This is a genomic window from Phenylobacterium sp. FG114 (assembly GCF_057809855.1).
On record NZ_JBMDKU010000012.1, the window covers coordinates 121610 to 137704 of the forward strand.

Consider the following 16095-nt stretch of genomic DNA (forward strand, 5'->3'; position numbering starts at 1 on the left):
GCGCAGCATGCTGGTTCCAGTCCGCTCTCTTCAGGGGGAAGTTGCGCCCTCATCAGTCGAGGCCATTTTGCCTATGTCGGGCGAATGTCGAATGAGCTCATCGCCGCGTGGCCGCATCCTTCGCCCGAGGCGACGGGGGGAAACTTTCCCACCTACGAACTTCGAGGCCAGCGCATCGCCTTGGACACCGACCTCGCACGCCTTTTCGGCGTCCAGACGTTCCGACTGAACGAGCAGCTGAAGCGGAACCTCGATCGCTTCAGCGGCTACGCTTTCCAGCTGACCGCTGACGAGTTTGCGGCTTTGACATCGCAGATTGCGATATCAAAGTCTGGTCGGGGCGGCCGTCGGACAGCGCCTTGGGCCTTCACCGAACATGGCGTGGTTATGGTCGCCACAATCCTGAATTCCGAGCCGGCGATTCATGCCATGCGGCTCGTCGTCGAGACCTTCGTTGCCGCGCGTCACGCCGGTGGAACGCTGCCAGCGTCCAGTGGCCTGGGACCGCGCTTGCAGAGGACCCTTGAGCGGCTCCTCGACACCGTCGTCGACCAACGCGCCCAGTCGACGGTGCGGGAGGAGGCGCAGGAGCTCATCGCGCAGTCGATCCAGCACCTGAAGGACCGGCTCGGCCGCCCGGGCCTGGAGAATGAAGAGCTTGCTGCGCGGGCCGCCAAGCTCCTGGCCGAGGCGGAACTCGCTAAGGCGACAGCGGCCAAGAGCCAAGCCGAGGCGAACGAGATCGAGCTGCGCTTGCTGGCCCGCCGGCTGCGGCTGGTCATCGAAGCCGAGCGGGCGTTCGCCGCAGGCCAGACGGATGCATTCCTCACCGTCCTGGAGGACCTCGGCCGCGCCTCCTGAGATATTCAGGACCCGCTTGTCGTGAGGTGGCGCTGGTCTACGCAGGACCGACCCAGCATCGCGAACGTTCGCCCGAACCGCCGGCTCAAGACACGGCGCCTAGCGCCTGTCCGCCGCCCGTTTGCTGACGCTTGCCCAAGCCACCCCTGTGGCGAGCGCGCACAGCGCGCCCGCCAGAAGCATGGCTCCCGCGCCGCGCGGCGCGGATGCGAGAGGGCCCGCAGCCAGCGAGTACGCCCCGCCGAAAATCAGGGGGCCGATCGCGCTGGCCGCCCCCTGAAGGGCGGTGTTCGCCCCCTGCAACTGCCCTTGCTGCGCGTCACTCACCCGCATCGAGAGGATGGTCGCGAGCGTGGGGGCCCCCACGGCGCCTGCGGCGTAGAGGGGCAGAGCCGCAAGGAAGGTCTTGCCATCCGGTGCGAGCCCCAACACCAGCAGCGCCAGCATCAGGCTCATCAGTCCAAAGATGAGGGTCGGAGGTTCGCCATACCGTCGCACCAGTCTCTCGACCCCAAAAGCTTGCACGACGATCCGACCAACGCCCAACGCCGTGAGAGCCAGGCCGGCCGCGCCGACGCTCCAGCCGTACCGTTCAATAACGCAGAGAACGAAGAACGTCGGCAAGGCTTGGTCCGCCAAGGCGGCGAGGCCGAACACAAGCGCCGGCGCACGAAGTCCCGGGCGGCCGAGGAGCTCGATCACGCCCCGGAACGGCCACGCTTGACGCAAGGGTGACAGGCTTCGCCGACGATCGGCGGGCAGGGACTCTTTCAGGCGCAGGGCGGCGTAGAGCCAGGTCGCCGCCGCACTCAGGGCGCAGACCACGAACGGAAGGCGCATGTGGATGTCGGCGAGGCCGCCGCCAAGCGGGGGTCCAGCTATGAGCCCGATCGACCAGGCCGCGCTCAACAGACCCAGGCGGCGGGCGCGCTCTTCGGGCAGGCTGACGTCGATGACGTGCGCGCTGCAGGCGATGACGCTGGCGGCGAGCGCGCCGCTGATCGCGCGGCCCACCAACAGCCAGGTGAGACTCGGCGCGACGGCCATGAAGAGGGCGTCGGCGGCCAGGCCCGCCAGGGCCACGAGCAGAACAGGTCGGCGGCCGAAACGATCGGCCAGGCTCCCCATGAGGGGCGCGCTCAGGAACTGGGCGGCGCCCCAAGCCGCCAGGTGGGGAAGGGCGGGCAGGATGATCCCGACCGACAGGGCGTCCAGGGCAGCCACCACATAGACGGGGTGCGAAATGCGCGGCGGTCCGGCCTCCCGCGGCGGGCCGAGGAGAATGCGCATGGGTTAGTCGGGCCGCAGGGCCCGAAGGAGGATGCATCCGTCGTCGCTGATCCCGTGCTGACGCGCCTCGTCGAGGATCAGCGCGAGATCGCTGGCGAGGTCGGGCGGCGAAGCCATCTCGGCCAGGCGACGTCGGGTGGTCGCCTCGATGGTGGCCAGCGGTAAGGGGGTGAGCACGAGAGCGTAGCTGTAGCGCACCTCGAGGTCGCCCGCTGCGGCCAGGATCCGGACGAATTCTGCGGCCGCGATCGAGGGGTTGTGGACATAGCCGAGGCGACGGTCGGCCCGCTTCAGCCAGGCGTCGTAGCTCCGCGCCACGCGCTGGCAAGGGAGGTCGTCGTCATACCAGCTGTCGAGCACCAGGACGCCGCGCCGCGCGACCCGCACCGCTTCGGCCAGGGCCCTGCCGAGCCGTTCCACGTGGTGGGCGGTATAGTCAAACACCACCAGGTCAAACGTGCGGTCCGCGAACGGCAGCGCCTCGGCGCGTGCGGCTTGGACGTCGAGGCCACGCGCCTTTGCAGCTTCGAACGCCAGAGGCTCCGGTTCGACGCCGGCGACAGCGACACCTCTGTCCCGCAGGTCGGCAAGCAGTTGGCCGGCACCGCAGCCGACCTCGAGCAGCGACGCCGGGGCGAGCTCCAGGACCTCGTCCAGCAGCCGCCGCTTGTAGGTCTTGTGAGCGCGCTCAAGCGGCCGTCCTTCGGCCGGCGGGATCATCAGGGGCAGTTGCATGCTCGGGCTCCTCGAAGAAGCGCCAGATGCGGGCCTGCGGGTCCTGTCGGATAGATGCTATTCGGACGGAAAGTATTCTTCGTCGGACAGGAGTTGCGTTCCATGCTGATCGCGGAGTGGGCGCGGTTCGAGGCTGGCTTTGCCGGCGTATGGCACGACCATCCCGAGGCGCAGCTGATCTACCCGGATCGGGGCGTGATGGTGCTGCACACCCGCGAGGGCCAATGGGTGACGCCGCCGCTGCAAGCCTGTTGGCTGCCGGCTGGCGAAAGGCACCGGGTCGAGACCTCCCGGGGGTTCGACATGGTGAGCGTCTACTGCCGGGGCCGCCTGCTGAAGCGGCTGCCGGCGAAGCCGACCGTGATCGCCGTCAGCCCACTTCTGCGCGAGATCATTCTCGCGGTTCCTTCGGCAGCCTCACGACCCGAGGCGCGGCGCCTGGCGCATGTTTTTGCCGATCATGTGCGACCCCAACGGGCGCCGACGCTGTTCATTCCCCAGCTCTCGGGACCCCATCTGCCCGCCATTGCGGCTGCGCTCTCGGACGCCCCGGGGGACGAACGGACCCTCGAGGCGTGGGCGACCGAGCTCGGGGTGAGCGCGCGGACCCTCGCGCGAGCGTTCGAACGCCAGGCGGGGATCACCTTCAGCGCTTACCGTCGCCAGGTTCGCCTCAAGGCCGCCCTCGTGCGGCTCGCCGAGGGGGAAGCGGCGACGACCGTGGGCCTCGACCTCGGATTTGGCGCGGCAAGCAACTTCATCCGCGCCTTCCGCGCGGCGACAGGCGTGACACCCGGCAGCGCGTTCCGACGCAAGACCGGAACCTAGCGCACTGCGTTTGGCGAGGCCGCCGCCATGGCTCCGCTCGCCGAGGCCGGCCTGATCCGCCAGCGCAAACTCGGGACCTTCGTGGCGAGGCCCAGGATCCACTCGATGGTGCTGGACATCCCGGACATCCCCGCCGAGGTGACCGCCCGCGGCGAGCCGTACGCCCACGACCTGCTGGCGCGCGACGTGCGCTGCGCGCGAGGCGGCGACCTAGGGCGGCTTGACGCGGCGCAGCCGGTCGAGGTGTTCGCGCTGCGCTGCCTGCACAGGGCCAGCCAGCGTCACTTCGCGCTCGAGGAGCGTCTCATCAATCTCGAGACCGTGCCCGAGGCGCGCGACGTGGATTTCGCCGCGACCGCGCCCGGCAGCTGGCTGCTGGGCCATGTCACATGGACCGAGGCCGAGCACCGGATCAACGCCGCCAACCCCTCCAAGGCGGCCGCCGCCCTGCTGACCCTGGAATTGACCGTCGCCTGCCTGGTGATGGAGCGCGGCACTTGGCGGGGGCAGACCGCATCACCCATGTCCGGCGTACCTTCCCGGGCGATGCCTATGACCTGGTGGCGCGGTTTGCGCCGCAAGGTTCGGGCGGCGCGCCGCCGGCGAAGCTGCGCCCTCGGTAGCGGGCGGCCGAACCTATCCGGCGGAGGCGGCGTCGAGGCGCGCGAGTTCCGCGACCACCTCCGAGCAGAGTTCAACCGGGTCGCAGCCCAGGACCCGGGCCATCGCCAGGAACTCGAGCAGGTCGATCCGGCGCTGGCCTCGCTCGATGCGCGTCACGTGCGAGTTCGCCTTCCCGAGCGCTTGGGCAAGCGCCCGCTGAGAGAACCCGGCGCGGCGGCGCGCCCGCAAGAGCACCGCACGGGCCCCCGCATAGTCTGCGCTGAAGACCGGGTTCGGGCGGCGTCCGAAGGGCATCCCCGTGTCAGTGGAGAAGCTGGCCGAGGAAGGCCCGCGTCCGCTCGTGCTGCGGGCGCTCGAAGAAGTCCGCCGGTGGCCCGGCCTCGAGGATCTGACCCTGGTCCATGAACACGACGCGGTCGGCGACCTGGCGCGCGAAGCCCATCTCGTGGGTGACCGCCAGCATGGTCATGCCCTCGCGCGCCAGGCCGATCATGGTGTCGAGCACCTCCTTGACCATCTCCGGGTCCAGGGCCGAGGTGGGCTCGTCGAACAGCATGATCTTCGGCTTCATGCAGAGGGCGCGTGCGATGGCCACGCGCTGCTGCTGGCCGCCGGACAGCTGGGCGGGGTGCTTGTGCGCCTGGTCCGCCACGCGCACGCGCTCGAGCAGCGACAGGGCGGAGGCCTCCGCCTCGGCGGGCGTCGCCCCGCCGGACTGGACCGGCGCCAGCGTGCAGTTCTGCAGCACGGTGAGGTGCGGAAAGAGGTTGAAGCCCTGGAACACCATGCCGGCTTTGCGGCGGATCGCCTGCAGCCGCTTGGGCTCGGCCGTGGCCTCCTCCCCATCCACGCTCACCGTTCCGGCCTGGTGCCGCTCAAGCTGGTTGATGCAGCGGATCAGCGTCGACTTGCCCGAGCCGGACGGGCCGCAGATCACGATGCGCTCGCCCGCCGCCACGGTGAGATCGACGCCGCGCAAAGCGTGGAAGTCGCCATACCACTTGTGCAGGCCGACGAGTTCGACGGCGGGACGGTCGGGAGATGCGGCAGGCAGGGTCATGCGTCGGTCCGGGTGTCACGTTCGAGGGCGGCGGCGAAGCGGCCGAAGCCGAAGCAGAGGCCGAAGTAGATGGCTGCGATGAAGAGGTAGGTCTCCATCGCCGGCGAGCTCCACTCGGGGTCGGCCAACGCCGCCCGGCCGGAGCTGATCAGGTCGAACAGGCCCACCACCAGGACGAGGCTGGTGTTCTTGATCATCACGATGACGGTGTTGGTGAGGCTGGGGATCACCACCGCCAGGGCCTGCGGCAGGACGACGTGGCGCTGAATGCGCCAGTAGCCGAGGCCGAGCGCCTGGGCCGCCTCCGCCTGGCCGGAGGGCAGGGCCTGCAAGCCCCCTCGGACGACCTCGGCCAGGTACGCCGCCGCGAACACCAGCAGCGCGATCATCGCGCGGAAGAACTTGTCGGGCAGCAGCCACTCGGGGACCAGCAGCGGCAGCAGGATCGAGGCGATGAACAGGATGCTGAGCAGGGGAAGCGCCCGGGTCAGCTCGATGAAGAGGGTGGCGAGGATGCGGATCGCCGGCAGCTCGGAGCGGCGGCCCAGCGCCAGCAGAACGGCCAGCGGAAACGCCCCGCCGACCGCGGTGACCGTGAGGATGAGGGTGACCGGCAGGCCGCCCCACATCGTGGTGGCCACATAGGAAAGCCCGGCGAACCCGCCGAACATCAGCATAAGGGTGGCGGGCAGCACCAGCGCCCAGAGCGCCGCCAGGCGCGGCCGCCAGGCCGCGGGACGCAGCGAATAGCCGAGCAGGACGAGGAGGGCCGCCGAGACCAGCATCGGCCGCCAGCGCTCCTCGAGCGGATAGATGCCGAAGAGGATCTGGCCGCCCTTCGCGGCCACGAAGCTCCAACAGGCGCCTTGGGCGTCGCGGCAGGCCTCCGGCTCGGCCGGGAACAGGACCGCGTCCAGGATGGCCCAGCGGATCAGCGGCGGGGCCGCCGACCCGATCGCCCAGAGGACCAGCAGCGTCAGGACGACGTTGAGCGGGCTGCCGAACAGCCGCTTCGCCAGCACGGCGGCGCCTGACGGGGGCCGTGGCGGGGCGAGGATGGCGGTGTCGGCCATCTCAGCGCCGCCCCGGCTGGACGCGGCGGTTCAGGAGGTTGAGCGCCGACGCCAGGGCCAGGTTGACGGCCATGTAGACCGCCACGATGATCAGCGTGCCCTCAAGCGGCTGGTTCGTGCGGTTGATCACGGTCCCCATGACCGTCATGAACTCCGAATAGCCGATGGCGATGGCGAGCGTGCTGTTCTTCACCGTGTTGATGTACTGGCTGGTCATGGGAGGGGTGATCACCCGCAGCGTCTGAGGCGCCACGACGAGACGCAGGATCTGGCCTTCGTCGAGGCCGAGGGCGCGGCCGGCCTCCCATTGGCCGCGCGGCACGGCCTGGATGCCGGAACGGACGATCTCGGCGATGAAGCCCGCGGTGTAGACGGTGAGCCCGAAGAACACCGTGGCGAACTCCGGCGTCAGCCGCGCGCCGCCCATCAGGTCGTCGCCATCGGCGCGTGGGACCTCGAGCGTCCAGCCGCCCAGCCCGGCGGCGGCGATCCAGGCGATGACGGCCGCGCCCAGCGCGGCCAGGCCGTATGGCGGGCGCCGGACGCCCGGGCGCGTGCGGCGGCCGGCCGCCAGGCTCGCAAGGATCGGCAGCACGACGGTGGCCAGGAGCCCCAGCGCCAGGGCCCAGGCCGGGACGCCCGCGACAAGCTTCGGCACGGCGATCCCGCGCACCGAGGCCACGATCCCGGGAAGCACCTCCTGCGCCCCGCCCACCGGCATGGCCTGGCTCCAGAGCGCATAGAGGAAGATCAGCAGCAGCACCGGCGGAGTGTTGCGCACGGCCTCCACCCAGACCGCGGCGAGCGCGGCCACCAGGGGATTGGTGCTGAGCCGTGCCACGCCGAGCAAGGCGCCGACGACTGTGGCCGCGACGCAGACGAGCAGCGAGAGGAAAAGGGTGTTGGCGACCCCGACGGCGATGGCGCGCACGTAGCTGTGGTCGGGCGCGAAGGCGATCACCGTGTCGGCGATCTTGAACCCCGCGCGGTCACCCAGGAATGCGAAACCCGTGGGGATGCCGCGCAGCTGCAGGTTCGAATGGGTCGTGGCCACGACGAGTGCCACGAGGGCGGCCACCAGGGCCACCGCGGCCGACTGGATCGCGACGGCCTGCCATGCGAGCGGCGGCCGGGGCGGTCGGGGCGAGGGAAGGGCCAGGCCCGACATCACCGTCAGACGTCCCAGGGGAAGGGGAAGAGCAGGCCGCCGTCCTTGTAGGACCGGTTCAGCCGCCGCTCGGCCTTGATGCGGGTGCCGCCGCCCAGGTTGCGCTCCCAGATCTCCCCGTAGTTCCCCACCTGCTTGATGACGTTGTAGCCCCACCGCGGGTCCAGGCCGATGGCGCGGCCGAACGCCGGGTCGGCTCCCAGCACGCGGCGGACGTCTGCGGGACCGGTCTTCAGCTTCTCGTCCACATTGGCCTGGGTGACCCCGTTCTGCTCGGCCCAGATCAGGAGGTTCACGGTCCACCGCACCACGTCGAACCAGCGGTCGTCGCCGCGGGCGATGGCGACTCCCTGCGGCAGCAGGTGGTCCAGATAGACGAGGGTATGGTCGGCGGGTTTGCGGGCCACGGTCGCCACCTGGCTCGCGCCCAGGAAGCCGTCGGTCACATAGACGTCGCAGCGGCCGGAGAAATAGGCGTCGCGCGCGGTGATGGTGGAGTCGAAATAGACCCGCTCGAAACGGATCTTCTCGTCGGCTTCCACCCGCGTGAGCGTGTTGTCGGCGGAGCTGCCGCCGCTCTGCAGGCAGACCGTGCGGCCGTCCAGCCCGGCGGGCTTGACGGTCCCGAGCGCCTTGCGGAAGATCAGCACGTCGCTGTCGAACTGGGTCACCGCCACGAAGCGGATCGCCATGTCCCTGGTGAAGGTGACCGTGGTCGTCCGCTGGAGCACGTCGATCTCGCCGGTCTGCACCGCCGGCAGCCGCTGGGCCGCGTTGAGCGGGATGAAGCGGATCTTGTTCGCGTCGCCAAGGAGGGCGGCGGCGAAGGCGCGGCAGACGTCGACGTCGAAGCCTCGCCAGACCCCCTTCTCGTCCGGGCGGGAGAGGCCGGTGATCCCCTGGCTCGCGCCGCAGGTGACGTAGTCGCGCTTCACCATCCTGGGAATGGCGCCGCGCTCGGCCTTGGGCGCGGGCGCGCAGGCGCAGAGCGCCAGCGCCAGCGCCGCGGCGGCCGGGCCGAGCCGGGGAAGGCGCCCGCGCACGCCGCCTCAGGCCCGGCGCTGGGCGGCGTCGGGCCGCGCCGCGGCGATGCGGTCGAAGGCCGCGGCGAGGTCCGCCTGCAGGTCATGGGCGTCCTCGAGGCCGATGCTGAACCGGACCACCGGCCCCTCGTGGGGAAGCGGCGCAACCGTGCGCGGCGGCGGACGGTCCAGCACCGCCACGAGGCTGCGCGTGCCGCCCCAGCTCGCACCGATGGCGAACAGTTTGAGGGACTCTACGGCCTCGGCCAGGACCGGCCGGGTCCACGGCTCGAGGAAGACCGAGAACAGGCCCGCGCCGCCCGAGAAATCCCGCTTGAAGACGTCGTGTCCGGGGCTGGAGGGCAGGGCGGGGAACCGCACCTCGGCGACGCCCGGCTGACCGGCCGCCCAGGCGGCGAGCGGCCCGGCGGTCTGCTCGGCCCGGTCCATGCGGATGGCGAGGGTCTCGAGGCCGCGGAGCACCAAGCTGCTCTCGTCGGCGGAGACGCCGAGCCCCAGGAAGCGGCTGTGGTCCTTGAGCCGACGGTAAAGGTCCACGTCGGCCACCGAGACCGAGCCCATCATCACGTCCGAGTGCCCGGCGACGTATTTCGACAGGGCGCAGACCGAAAAGTCGACTCCGTGGGCCAGGGGCTTGAAGCGCAGGGGCGTCGCCCAGGTGTTGTCGGCCGCCACCTTCGCCCCGCGGGCGTGGGCCGCCGCGGCGATGGCCGGCACATCCTGCACCTCCATGCTCATGGACCCAGGGGACTCCACCCAGACCAGGGCGGTGGCGTCGGTGAGCTGGCCGGCGATGTCCGCGCCCAGCAACGGGTCGTAGTAGCGCGATCCGATGCCGAGACCGGCCAGGAACCTGTCCGCGAAGGGGCGCACCGTGTCGTAGATGGTGTCCGGGAACAGGACCTCCTGGCCCGGTGCGGCGGCGGCCAGGGTGGCGAGCGCGATGGCCGAGAACCCCGAGGGCAGGGCCAGCGTGCGCGCGGCGCCCTCCAGCCGGGCGAGCCGCGTCTCCAGCTCTCGCGACGTGGGCGTGCCGTAGAGGCCGTACGAGAAGCCGTCGTAGATCTCGTCGCGACGGCCCTGATAGGCTGCGACGGTGGGGAAGACGACCGTGGAGGCGCGGTGCACCGGCACCGCGAGGCTCTCGAACGGCGCCTCCAGCCCCTGTCCGGGCGTCACGCAGAGGGTGGGGTCACGCATCTCAACTGCTCCTTGCAGGACCAGGCGTAGCCCGGCCTTGGTAGACGTTCAAATTCATAGTTGCGGCGTAAGCATGCGTGGAGGTTATGCTGACGCCATGAACCTCACCCTGATCGAAGCCTTCAGCGCGGTGATGAAGACCGGCTCCACCACCGCCGCGGCGGAGCTGATGCGCGTCTCCCAGCCGGCGATCAGCCGCTCGCTGAAGCGGCTGGAGGACACCACCAAGCTGAAGCTCTTCGAGCGCAGCGGACCGCGGCTGACGCCGACACCCGAGGCGCACGTGCTCTACCAGGAGGTGCTCGACACCTTCGTCGGCATGGACCGGCTGCGCCAGTCGGTGGCGCGGATGCGCGCCGTGGGCACGGGTTCGGTGCGGATCGCGAGCTCCGCGGCGCTCGGCCTGTCCTTCGTGCCCAAGGTGCTGAAGCGCTTCGCGGAGCGGCGGCCGGAGGTCTCCATCCGCTTCGAGATCGGCAATTCGGTCACGGTGCGCAATCTCGTGGCCTCGGGCGCATACGACATCGGCCTCTGCGCCGAGGAGATCGACCGCAGCAACCTGGTGGTGAAGCCGTTCATCGAGACGCGCGGGGTGTGCGTGGCGCGGCCCGACCATCCCCTGGCCGGCGAGGCGGTCATCCGGCCGCAGATGCTGGACCGCCAGCCCGTGATCTCGCTCGCGCCCGACGACACGGCGCGCCTGCAGTTCGATGCGGCCTTGGCCGCCGTCGGCGCCCAGCCACGGGTGGTGGTGGAGACCCAGTTCGCGGCCACCATCTGCCAGCTCGCCCTGGAGGGCATGGGGATCGGGCTGACCAATTCCCTGACCTACGTCTCGGACCGCTTCGAGGCGCTCGGGCTCCTGGCCAAGCCCTTCGAACCCGCCATCGCCTTCCGCTCGCTGATGATCCTGCCGCCACATCGGGCGCGCTCCCGGCTGGTGGATGAGCTGGTCTCGTTGCTGGAGCAGGACCGCGATGCGCTGTCCCGCGCCTGCGAGGACCGGTTCGGCCGCTTCGCCCCGCATCCTGAGGACGGCGCCTAGCGCGCCACCGCGAAGGTGGCCGCCACCTCGACGGCGGCGCCCAACGGCAGGCTTCCGGCCCCCACCGCGGCGCGGGCGTGGCGACCGGCTTCCCCGAACACCGCCACCATGAGGTCCGAAGCGCCGTTGATCACCTGCGGATGGTCGATGAAGCCGGGCGCGGCGTTCACGAACCCGGTCAGCTGCACGCAACGGCGGACGCGGTCGAGGTCCCCGTCCAGCGCGTGGCGCAGCTGGGCCAGCACGGCAAGGCCGCAGAGCCGCGCGGCCGCCTGGCCGTCCTCGACCGTCAGGTCCTCGCCGACGCGGCCGGCGATCAGGCGCTCGCCCTCGCGCGGCAGCTGGCCGGAGACGACGGCGATCCCGTCGTCGACGACGACAGGGACATAGTTGGCGACCGGCGCGCCGGCGGCCGGCAGGGTGAGGCCGAGCGCGGTGAGTCGCGCCTCAATGTTGGACATGGTCATGGGAGGCCCCTGGGGGCCGCGCCGGCGGCGCGGCCCGAGACTGGGAGGAAGGGAAGGCCGCGCGCTAGAATTTGCCGGTCAGGCGCACGTAATAGAAGCCGCCGTTGAAGCCGAACGGTGAGAACTGCGGATAGACGATCCCGTTGTTGATCTGCGCCTGGCGGCGGTCCCTGTCCGGGTAGGCGTCCAGCAGGTTGTCAGCGCCGACGGCGATCGAGAGCTGCTCGGTGGCCTGGAAGCTGACCTCGGCGTCGACCAGCCACTCGGCCCCGAACTCCTGGTCGAAGGAGAGCGCGGTCGGCGTGGCGTTGGGGACCGCGTCGATCCACTCGCCGTAGTAGTTGGCGCGCAGCAGCACGTTCCAGCGGCCATGCTCCCACGTGCCGGTCACGTTGCCGCGCCAGCGGGGATTGAAGTTGCCGATCTCGATGCGCCGCTCGCGGTCGACGGCGCGGGCGTCGCGCAGTTCCGTGACTTTGCTGCGGGTGTAGTTGGCCGCCGCCGTCAGGCCGAGCTTGCCCATCTCCGTCGCCCAGGACTTGGAGAGCACCACGTCCACGCCCTCGGTCTCGGTGTCGAAGAAATTGCCGAAGAAGCGCACGCTCTGCAGGTCGCCGGCCGGCGTGCCCCGGGCCGCCAGCGCCGCGCGGTCAGCCGCCGTGATGGTGATCCGCGAGGTGAGCGCGATGCGGTCCTCGACCTCGATGTTGAAGTAGTCGGCGGTGAGCACCCAGCCGTCCACGTCGAGGACGGCGCCCACCGCCCAGTTCATCGACTCCTCCTCCTTCAGCGGCTTGGCCCCGTAGAACTGCGCAATCGGGTCGGTCGGCGGCCGCGTGGCGATCAGCAGGAGGCCGCCGGTGAGCGGGTCGATGTTGGTGGCCACATCCGAGATGTTGGACTGGCCCGGGGTGGGCGCGCGGAAGCCGGTGTTGACCGAACCGCGCACGGCGAAGCCGTCGAACAGCTCGTAGCGGCCGGTGAGCTTCCAGTTGAAGGTGGAGCCGAAGTCGGAGAAGTCCTCGTAACGGGCGGCTGCGCCGATGGTCAGCCTGTCCATGACCTCGGTCTCGAGGTCGAGGTAGGCGGCCCAGTTGCTGCGCGAGAATGAGCCGGCCGAGGCGGGCGTGTAGCCGGGGAAGCCGCTGGAGCCCACGGCCAGGCCGATGATGCGGCCGGTGTCGGGATCGAGGATGCTGGCGAACCGGCCTGCCTGGTAGGATGCCGGCTCGCCCGGCTTGATCTCGAAGGTCTCGCGCCGGTACTCGGCGCCGAACGCCACGTTCAGGGGCTCGGCGAACATGCCCGTGTCGACGGGATAGACGAAGTCGGCGTTTAGGCGCGCCTCACGCTGCTGCAGCTCCCCGGCCCGGAACGAGGATGGGGAGGCCGGCCCAAGGGATGGGTTCACCGTGTTGTCGAGCTTGAACTCGATCTCGTTCTGGGCGAGGCCCGCGCTGACGTCATAGCGCAGGCCGCCCAAGGCTTCGCCCTTGGCCCCCGCGGTCAGGCTCATGTCCAGCATGTTGCTGCGGAAGATCGGAGCGAACCCGCCGGGGAAGCGGCTGGTGAAGCTGAAGCGTGGGCCGCCCGGCGCCGTGGTGAGCGGCACGCTGGCGAAGACGTCGGCGCGGTTCAGCGGCCGGTAGAAGAAGTCGGACTCGGCCGAGGCCTGGCCGAAGTTGCCGAACGCGTAGGCCGTCACGGCTTCCGTCGCGGGGAGTTCGGCGTTGAAGAACAGGCGGGCCGCGTCGACCTTCGGCGCGCCCCATCGCTGGGCCGGGACGGGGACAGCCGTATTGCCCGCGTTGATGAGGGCCTGGGCGTCGGGCCGCTGCTGGCCCCGGGACGTCTTGGCGGAGCTGGACAGCTCGCCGCTGATGTTCAGGAAGCCCTCGGCGGAGAGCGGTACGCCCACGTTGATCTGAAGGTTGTAGTCCTCGCCGTCGCCTTCGTAGAACTGGCCGTAGCGGGCGATGGCGGTGACGCCTTCACTCTGGCGCTTGAGCTGGAAGTTGATCACGCCGGCGATGGCGTCGGAGCCGTACTGCGCGGCGGCGCCGTCGCGCAGCACTTCGATCCGGTCCACCGCAATGGCGGGGATCGAGGAGAGGTCGACGCCCTGCGCCCCGGCCGCCAGCGGCTGGTTGGTGATCTGCACCACCGCGGAGCGGTGGCGGCGCTTGCCGTTGACCAGCACGAGGGTCTGATCCGGCGGCAGGCCGCGCATGCTGAAAGGCCGCACGAACGCCGAGGCGTCCTGGGCGACGAACTTCTGGACGTTGAGGGAGACGACCGCCGTCTTCAGGGCGTCGTTGAGGTCCGAAGCGCCCTGTCGCTGCAGGGTCTCGCCGGAGACCACGTCCACCGGCGTGGAGGACTCCGTGAGCGTGACGCCCGCCCGACGGGTGCCCGTGACCACCACCTCCTGCAGCTGTTCGGTACTCGCCTCCTGCGCCTGCACTGCGCCCGGCGCGCCGGCAAGTCCCAACATCATGCCGGTCGCCGACATCATCAAAGCCGTCCGCGCCGCCCCACGCCTTTGAGCCATATTCACCCCCATCGGCTTCCGCCGTCATGTGGCTGCGCGTTCGCAACCCGCACCCCCAGCCGATCACGCTGGTATCCGCCCTTCAAATGCGGATTTGAGCGTCATCATGCATTCAGGTTATGATGGCTCTGCCCTGAATCCAGGGCGTCGATCACCACACTCCGGAAGCCGCCGGCCTCTACGGTGTTGCTCGTCGGTTTGGTCGGGTCGGGCTCCGTCCCGTCCGCCCCTCGGGCTTGCCCGGGACAAGGTCAAGGGAACGCTGGCGGCGCAGTGCGATCAATCCTGGGCGCCGGCGCCGGCGCAGCCCGCCGCCTAGTGCGCGGCCGCGGCGGCGCGCGACGACCAATGGACGTGGACGATCTTCCAGGCGCGGCCGTCCCGGCGCAGCAGCATGGTCTCCGTGGTGACCCGGTCCACGTCGCGGTCCTTGTAGCGGCCCTGGGTGCGGCCTTCCGATGCGACCCAGGCGATGGCGCCGGCGACGCCGCCGGTCCGGCGCACCAGCTTGCCGGGAACCGCCTGGGCGAAGGCGGCGTCGCCCGCCAGGTGGGCCTGGGCATATTCCGCCTTGGACCGCTCGGCGCCGCCCGCTTCGAAGATCAGCGCGTCCTCGGCGAGCTGCGCCAGCGCGCCGGCCGTGTCGCCGCGGGCGAGCGCGGCGTGAAACGCATCGACCACGCGAGCCGCTTCGGCCGGCGCCGGGGGCGCCGCCTTGGTGGCGGCCGCGCCGTGTTCGCCCGGGTGGGCGAGGGCCGGCGCGCCGGCGAACGCCAGGGCGGCGGCCAGCATCAGGACAGTGGGGCGGAGGGCGTGCATGGGAGCTCCAGGGTCAGCGGCCGGGCCGCAGCGACGGGTCGAGGGTCTGGGCGAGGATCTTGCGGGCGCGATAGACCCGCGTCTCCACGGTCTTGGCGGTGACGCCGAGGATTTCCGCCGCCTGCTGCTGCGACAGCCCGTCGATGGCGGTCAGCAGGAGGGCCTCCTTCAGCGGCGGCGGCAGGCGGGCGATGCCGCGGTCGAGCAGCGCCAGGCGCTCGCCGTCCACCAAGGTCGCCTCGGCGTCCGGCGACGGGTCGGGATGTTCGTGGGCGCCGGCATCCTCGGGGGGGTGGTCCCCGAAGATCAGCCGGCGGAACGCCAGCCGCCGTCCGCGGTCGCGGGCCTTGTTGACGGCGATCGTGCGCAGCCATGCGCCGAACGGACGCGCCGCATCGTAGCGCGGCAGGGCGGACCAGGCGGCGATGAACGCCTCGTGCGCCGCCTCGCGCGCTTCCTCCGGATCGCCCAGGTAGCGACGCAACAGCCCGTAAAGCCGGTCCTTGTGCCGTCCGACGAGGACCGCGTAGGCGCGCTCGTCGCCGCCCGCCGCCTGGCGGGCCAGGGCGGTGTCGGTTGGCTCGGTCGGCGCGCTCACGGGCTCTCGTCAGTGAGCGCCTTCACCACGGTGTCGTCGAAACGGGCCGCCTGCTCGGGCGTCAGCACCTGGCGCATCGCCAGGACGTGGAGAATGGTCTCCTTCTGCAGCTCGCCCATGGCCCGGTGGAAACGGTCCACCGCCTGCTGCACGGCCGGCGAATAGGCGTGCTCAGTCTCGATGGCGCCGGCCAGTTCCGCATTGGCCGCGCGCATCTCCGATTCCAGGCGCTGCCGGCGCGCGGCGAAGGTCCGCTCGAGCCCCTCGATGCGGCGTTCCTGCTCGGCGCTCAGGTCGAGCTTTTCATGCACCATCTCGTGCAGCGGAGGCTGATCCTGCATGCGCGCGACGATGTAGGACGCGCCGCCCCACGCGCCGGCGAAGGCCGCCACGATCGACAGGACGATGGTGACCAGCAGGCCGCGAGCGAAGCTCACCCGCGGCCCTCGAGGAGCGTCGAGGGCGCGAGGTGCGCCCCGGTCGAGAAGGTGTCGAACCGGTGCGGCTCGCTGAGCGTCGTCGCCGCGGCCATCCCACCGGCGGTGATCCCCATGGCCAGCGCGAGCCCCACGGAGGCCGCGCGGACGGGCGTGAGCGCGCGCGAGGCGCGCGCCGCCTCGCGACGGCGGGCCAGGCCCGCCAACACCCCGTCCTCAAAGCCGTCCAGCGACGTGTCCGGCGCCTGCTGCGCCAGACGGGCGAGCATGTGGTCGAGATCGTTCGACATCGGTGG

The 16095-nt window shown here is 70.8% G+C and carries 17 protein-coding genes and 1 pseudogene; 4 read left to right on the forward strand and 14 right to left on the reverse strand.

The window, feature by feature from the left end:
* The first annotated feature begins 84 nt into the window (after positions 1 to 84).
* Positions 85 to 861 (forward strand): ORF6N domain-containing protein, encoded by a 777-nt coding sequence (locus ACODSY_RS19310; protein WP_488953509.1) that lies wholly within the window; start codon positions 85 to 87, stop codon positions 859 to 861.
* A 99-nt stretch (positions 862 to 960) separates the two neighbouring features.
* On the opposite strand, the gene ACODSY_RS19315 is transcribed toward ACODSY_RS19310, so the two are convergent.
* Both ACODSY_RS19315 and ACODSY_RS19320 read right to left on the reverse strand, forming a co-directional pair.
* Positions 961 to 2151, reverse strand: a complete 1191-nt coding sequence (locus tag ACODSY_RS19315; protein WP_488953510.1) for an MFS transporter — start codon at positions 2149 to 2151, stop codon at positions 961 to 963.
* 3 nt (positions 2152 to 2154) lie between these two features.
* Entirely contained in the window at positions 2155 to 2886 is a 732-nt protein-coding gene (locus ACODSY_RS19320) for a class I SAM-dependent methyltransferase (RefSeq protein WP_488953511.1), read from the reverse strand.
* 102 nt (positions 2887 to 2988) lie between these two features.
* On the opposite strand from ACODSY_RS19320, the gene ACODSY_RS19325 reads away from it, so the two are divergent.
* Together ACODSY_RS19325 and ACODSY_RS19330 are read left to right on the forward strand one after the other, a co-directional pair.
* Positions 2989 to 3714 (forward strand): AraC family transcriptional regulator, encoded by a 726-nt coding sequence (locus ACODSY_RS19325; protein ID WP_488953512.1) that lies wholly within the window; start codon positions 2989 to 2991, stop codon positions 3712 to 3714.
* A 105-nt stretch (positions 3715 to 3819) separates the two neighbouring features.
* Positions 3820 to 4161 (forward strand): annotated as a pseudogene (locus ACODSY_RS19330) (UTRA domain-containing protein); the annotation flags it as partial.
* 189 nt (positions 4162 to 4350) lie between these two features.
* Here the strand turns inward: ACODSY_RS19330 and ACODSY_RS19335 are convergent.
* The 6 genes from ACODSY_RS19335 to metC are packed head-to-tail and all read right to left on the reverse strand — an operon-like array spanning position 4351 to position 9882.
* Entirely contained in the window at positions 4351 to 4632 is a 282-nt protein-coding gene (locus ACODSY_RS19335) for a helix-turn-helix domain-containing protein (protein ID WP_488953577.1), read from the reverse strand.
* A 7-nt stretch (positions 4633 to 4639) separates the two neighbouring features.
* Positions 4640 to 5398, reverse strand: a complete 759-nt coding sequence (locus ACODSY_RS19340; protein WP_488953513.1) for an amino acid ABC transporter ATP-binding protein — start codon at positions 5396 to 5398, stop codon at positions 4640 to 4642.
* Entirely contained in the window at positions 5395 to 6471 is a 1077-nt protein-coding gene (locus tag ACODSY_RS19345) for an amino acid ABC transporter permease (RefSeq protein WP_488953514.1), read from the reverse strand. Before ACODSY_RS19345 ends, ACODSY_RS19340 begins: the two co-directional genes overlap by 4 nt.
* Position 6472: 1 nt before the next feature.
* A complete protein-coding gene (locus ACODSY_RS19350) occupies positions 6473 to 7639 on the reverse strand; it encodes an ABC transporter permease subunit (RefSeq protein WP_488953515.1) in 1167 nt (388 codons plus the stop codon).
* A 5-nt stretch (positions 7640 to 7644) separates the two neighbouring features.
* Positions 7645 to 8682 (reverse strand): transporter substrate-binding domain-containing protein, encoded by a 1038-nt coding sequence (locus ACODSY_RS19355; protein ID WP_488953516.1) that lies wholly within the window; start codon positions 8680 to 8682, stop codon positions 7645 to 7647.
* A gap of 6 nt (positions 8683 to 8688) precedes the next feature.
* Positions 8689 to 9882 carry a cystathionine beta-lyase gene (gene metC, locus ACODSY_RS19360; RefSeq protein ID WP_488953517.1) on the reverse strand — a complete coding sequence of 398 codons (1194 nt, stop codon included), beginning with the start codon at positions 9880 to 9882 and terminating at the stop codon, positions 8689 to 8691.
* A 97-nt stretch (positions 9883 to 9979) separates the two neighbouring features.
* On the opposite strand from metC, the gene ACODSY_RS19365 reads away from it, so the two are divergent.
* Positions 9980 to 10927, forward strand: coding sequence for a LysR family transcriptional regulator (locus ACODSY_RS19365; RefSeq protein WP_488953518.1), 948 nt, complete (start codon positions 9980 to 9982; stop codon positions 10925 to 10927).
* On the opposite strand, the gene ACODSY_RS19370 is transcribed toward ACODSY_RS19365, so the two are convergent.
* The 6 genes from ACODSY_RS19370 to ACODSY_RS19395 form a co-directional block, all read right to left on the reverse strand.
* Positions 10924 to 11388: a RidA family protein gene (locus tag ACODSY_RS19370; protein WP_488953578.1), complete on the reverse strand. Its 465-nt coding sequence runs from the start codon at positions 11386 to 11388 to the stop codon at positions 10924 to 10926. The two genes, ACODSY_RS19365 and ACODSY_RS19370, sit on opposite strands and share 4 nt — an antisense overlap.
* 70 nt (positions 11389 to 11458) lie before the next feature.
* Positions 11459 to 13909 (reverse strand): TonB-dependent receptor plug domain-containing protein, encoded by a 2451-nt coding sequence (locus tag ACODSY_RS19375; RefSeq protein WP_488953519.1) that lies wholly within the window; start codon positions 13907 to 13909, stop codon positions 11459 to 11461.
* A 351-nt stretch (positions 13910 to 14260) separates the two neighbouring features.
* Positions 14261 to 14764, reverse strand: coding sequence for a YybH family protein (locus tag ACODSY_RS19380; RefSeq protein WP_488953520.1), 504 nt, complete (start codon positions 14762 to 14764; stop codon positions 14261 to 14263).
* A gap of 13 nt (positions 14765 to 14777) precedes the next feature.
* Positions 14778 to 15362, reverse strand: coding sequence for an RNA polymerase sigma factor (locus ACODSY_RS19385; RefSeq protein WP_488953521.1), 585 nt, complete (start codon positions 15360 to 15362; stop codon positions 14778 to 14780).
* Positions 15359 to 15799 carry a Spy/CpxP family protein refolding chaperone gene (locus tag ACODSY_RS19390; protein ID WP_488953522.1) on the reverse strand — a complete coding sequence of 147 codons (441 nt, stop codon included), beginning with the start codon at positions 15797 to 15799 and terminating at the stop codon, positions 15359 to 15361. The genes ACODSY_RS19385 and ACODSY_RS19390 overlap by 4 nt, the downstream gene beginning before the upstream one ends.
* Positions 15796 to 16089 carry a hypothetical protein gene (locus ACODSY_RS19395; RefSeq protein WP_488953523.1) on the reverse strand — a complete coding sequence of 98 codons (294 nt, stop codon included), beginning with the start codon at positions 16087 to 16089 and terminating at the stop codon, positions 15796 to 15798. The genes ACODSY_RS19390 and ACODSY_RS19395 overlap by 4 nt, the downstream gene beginning before the upstream one ends.
* Positions 16090 to 16095: the final 6 nt, after the last annotated feature.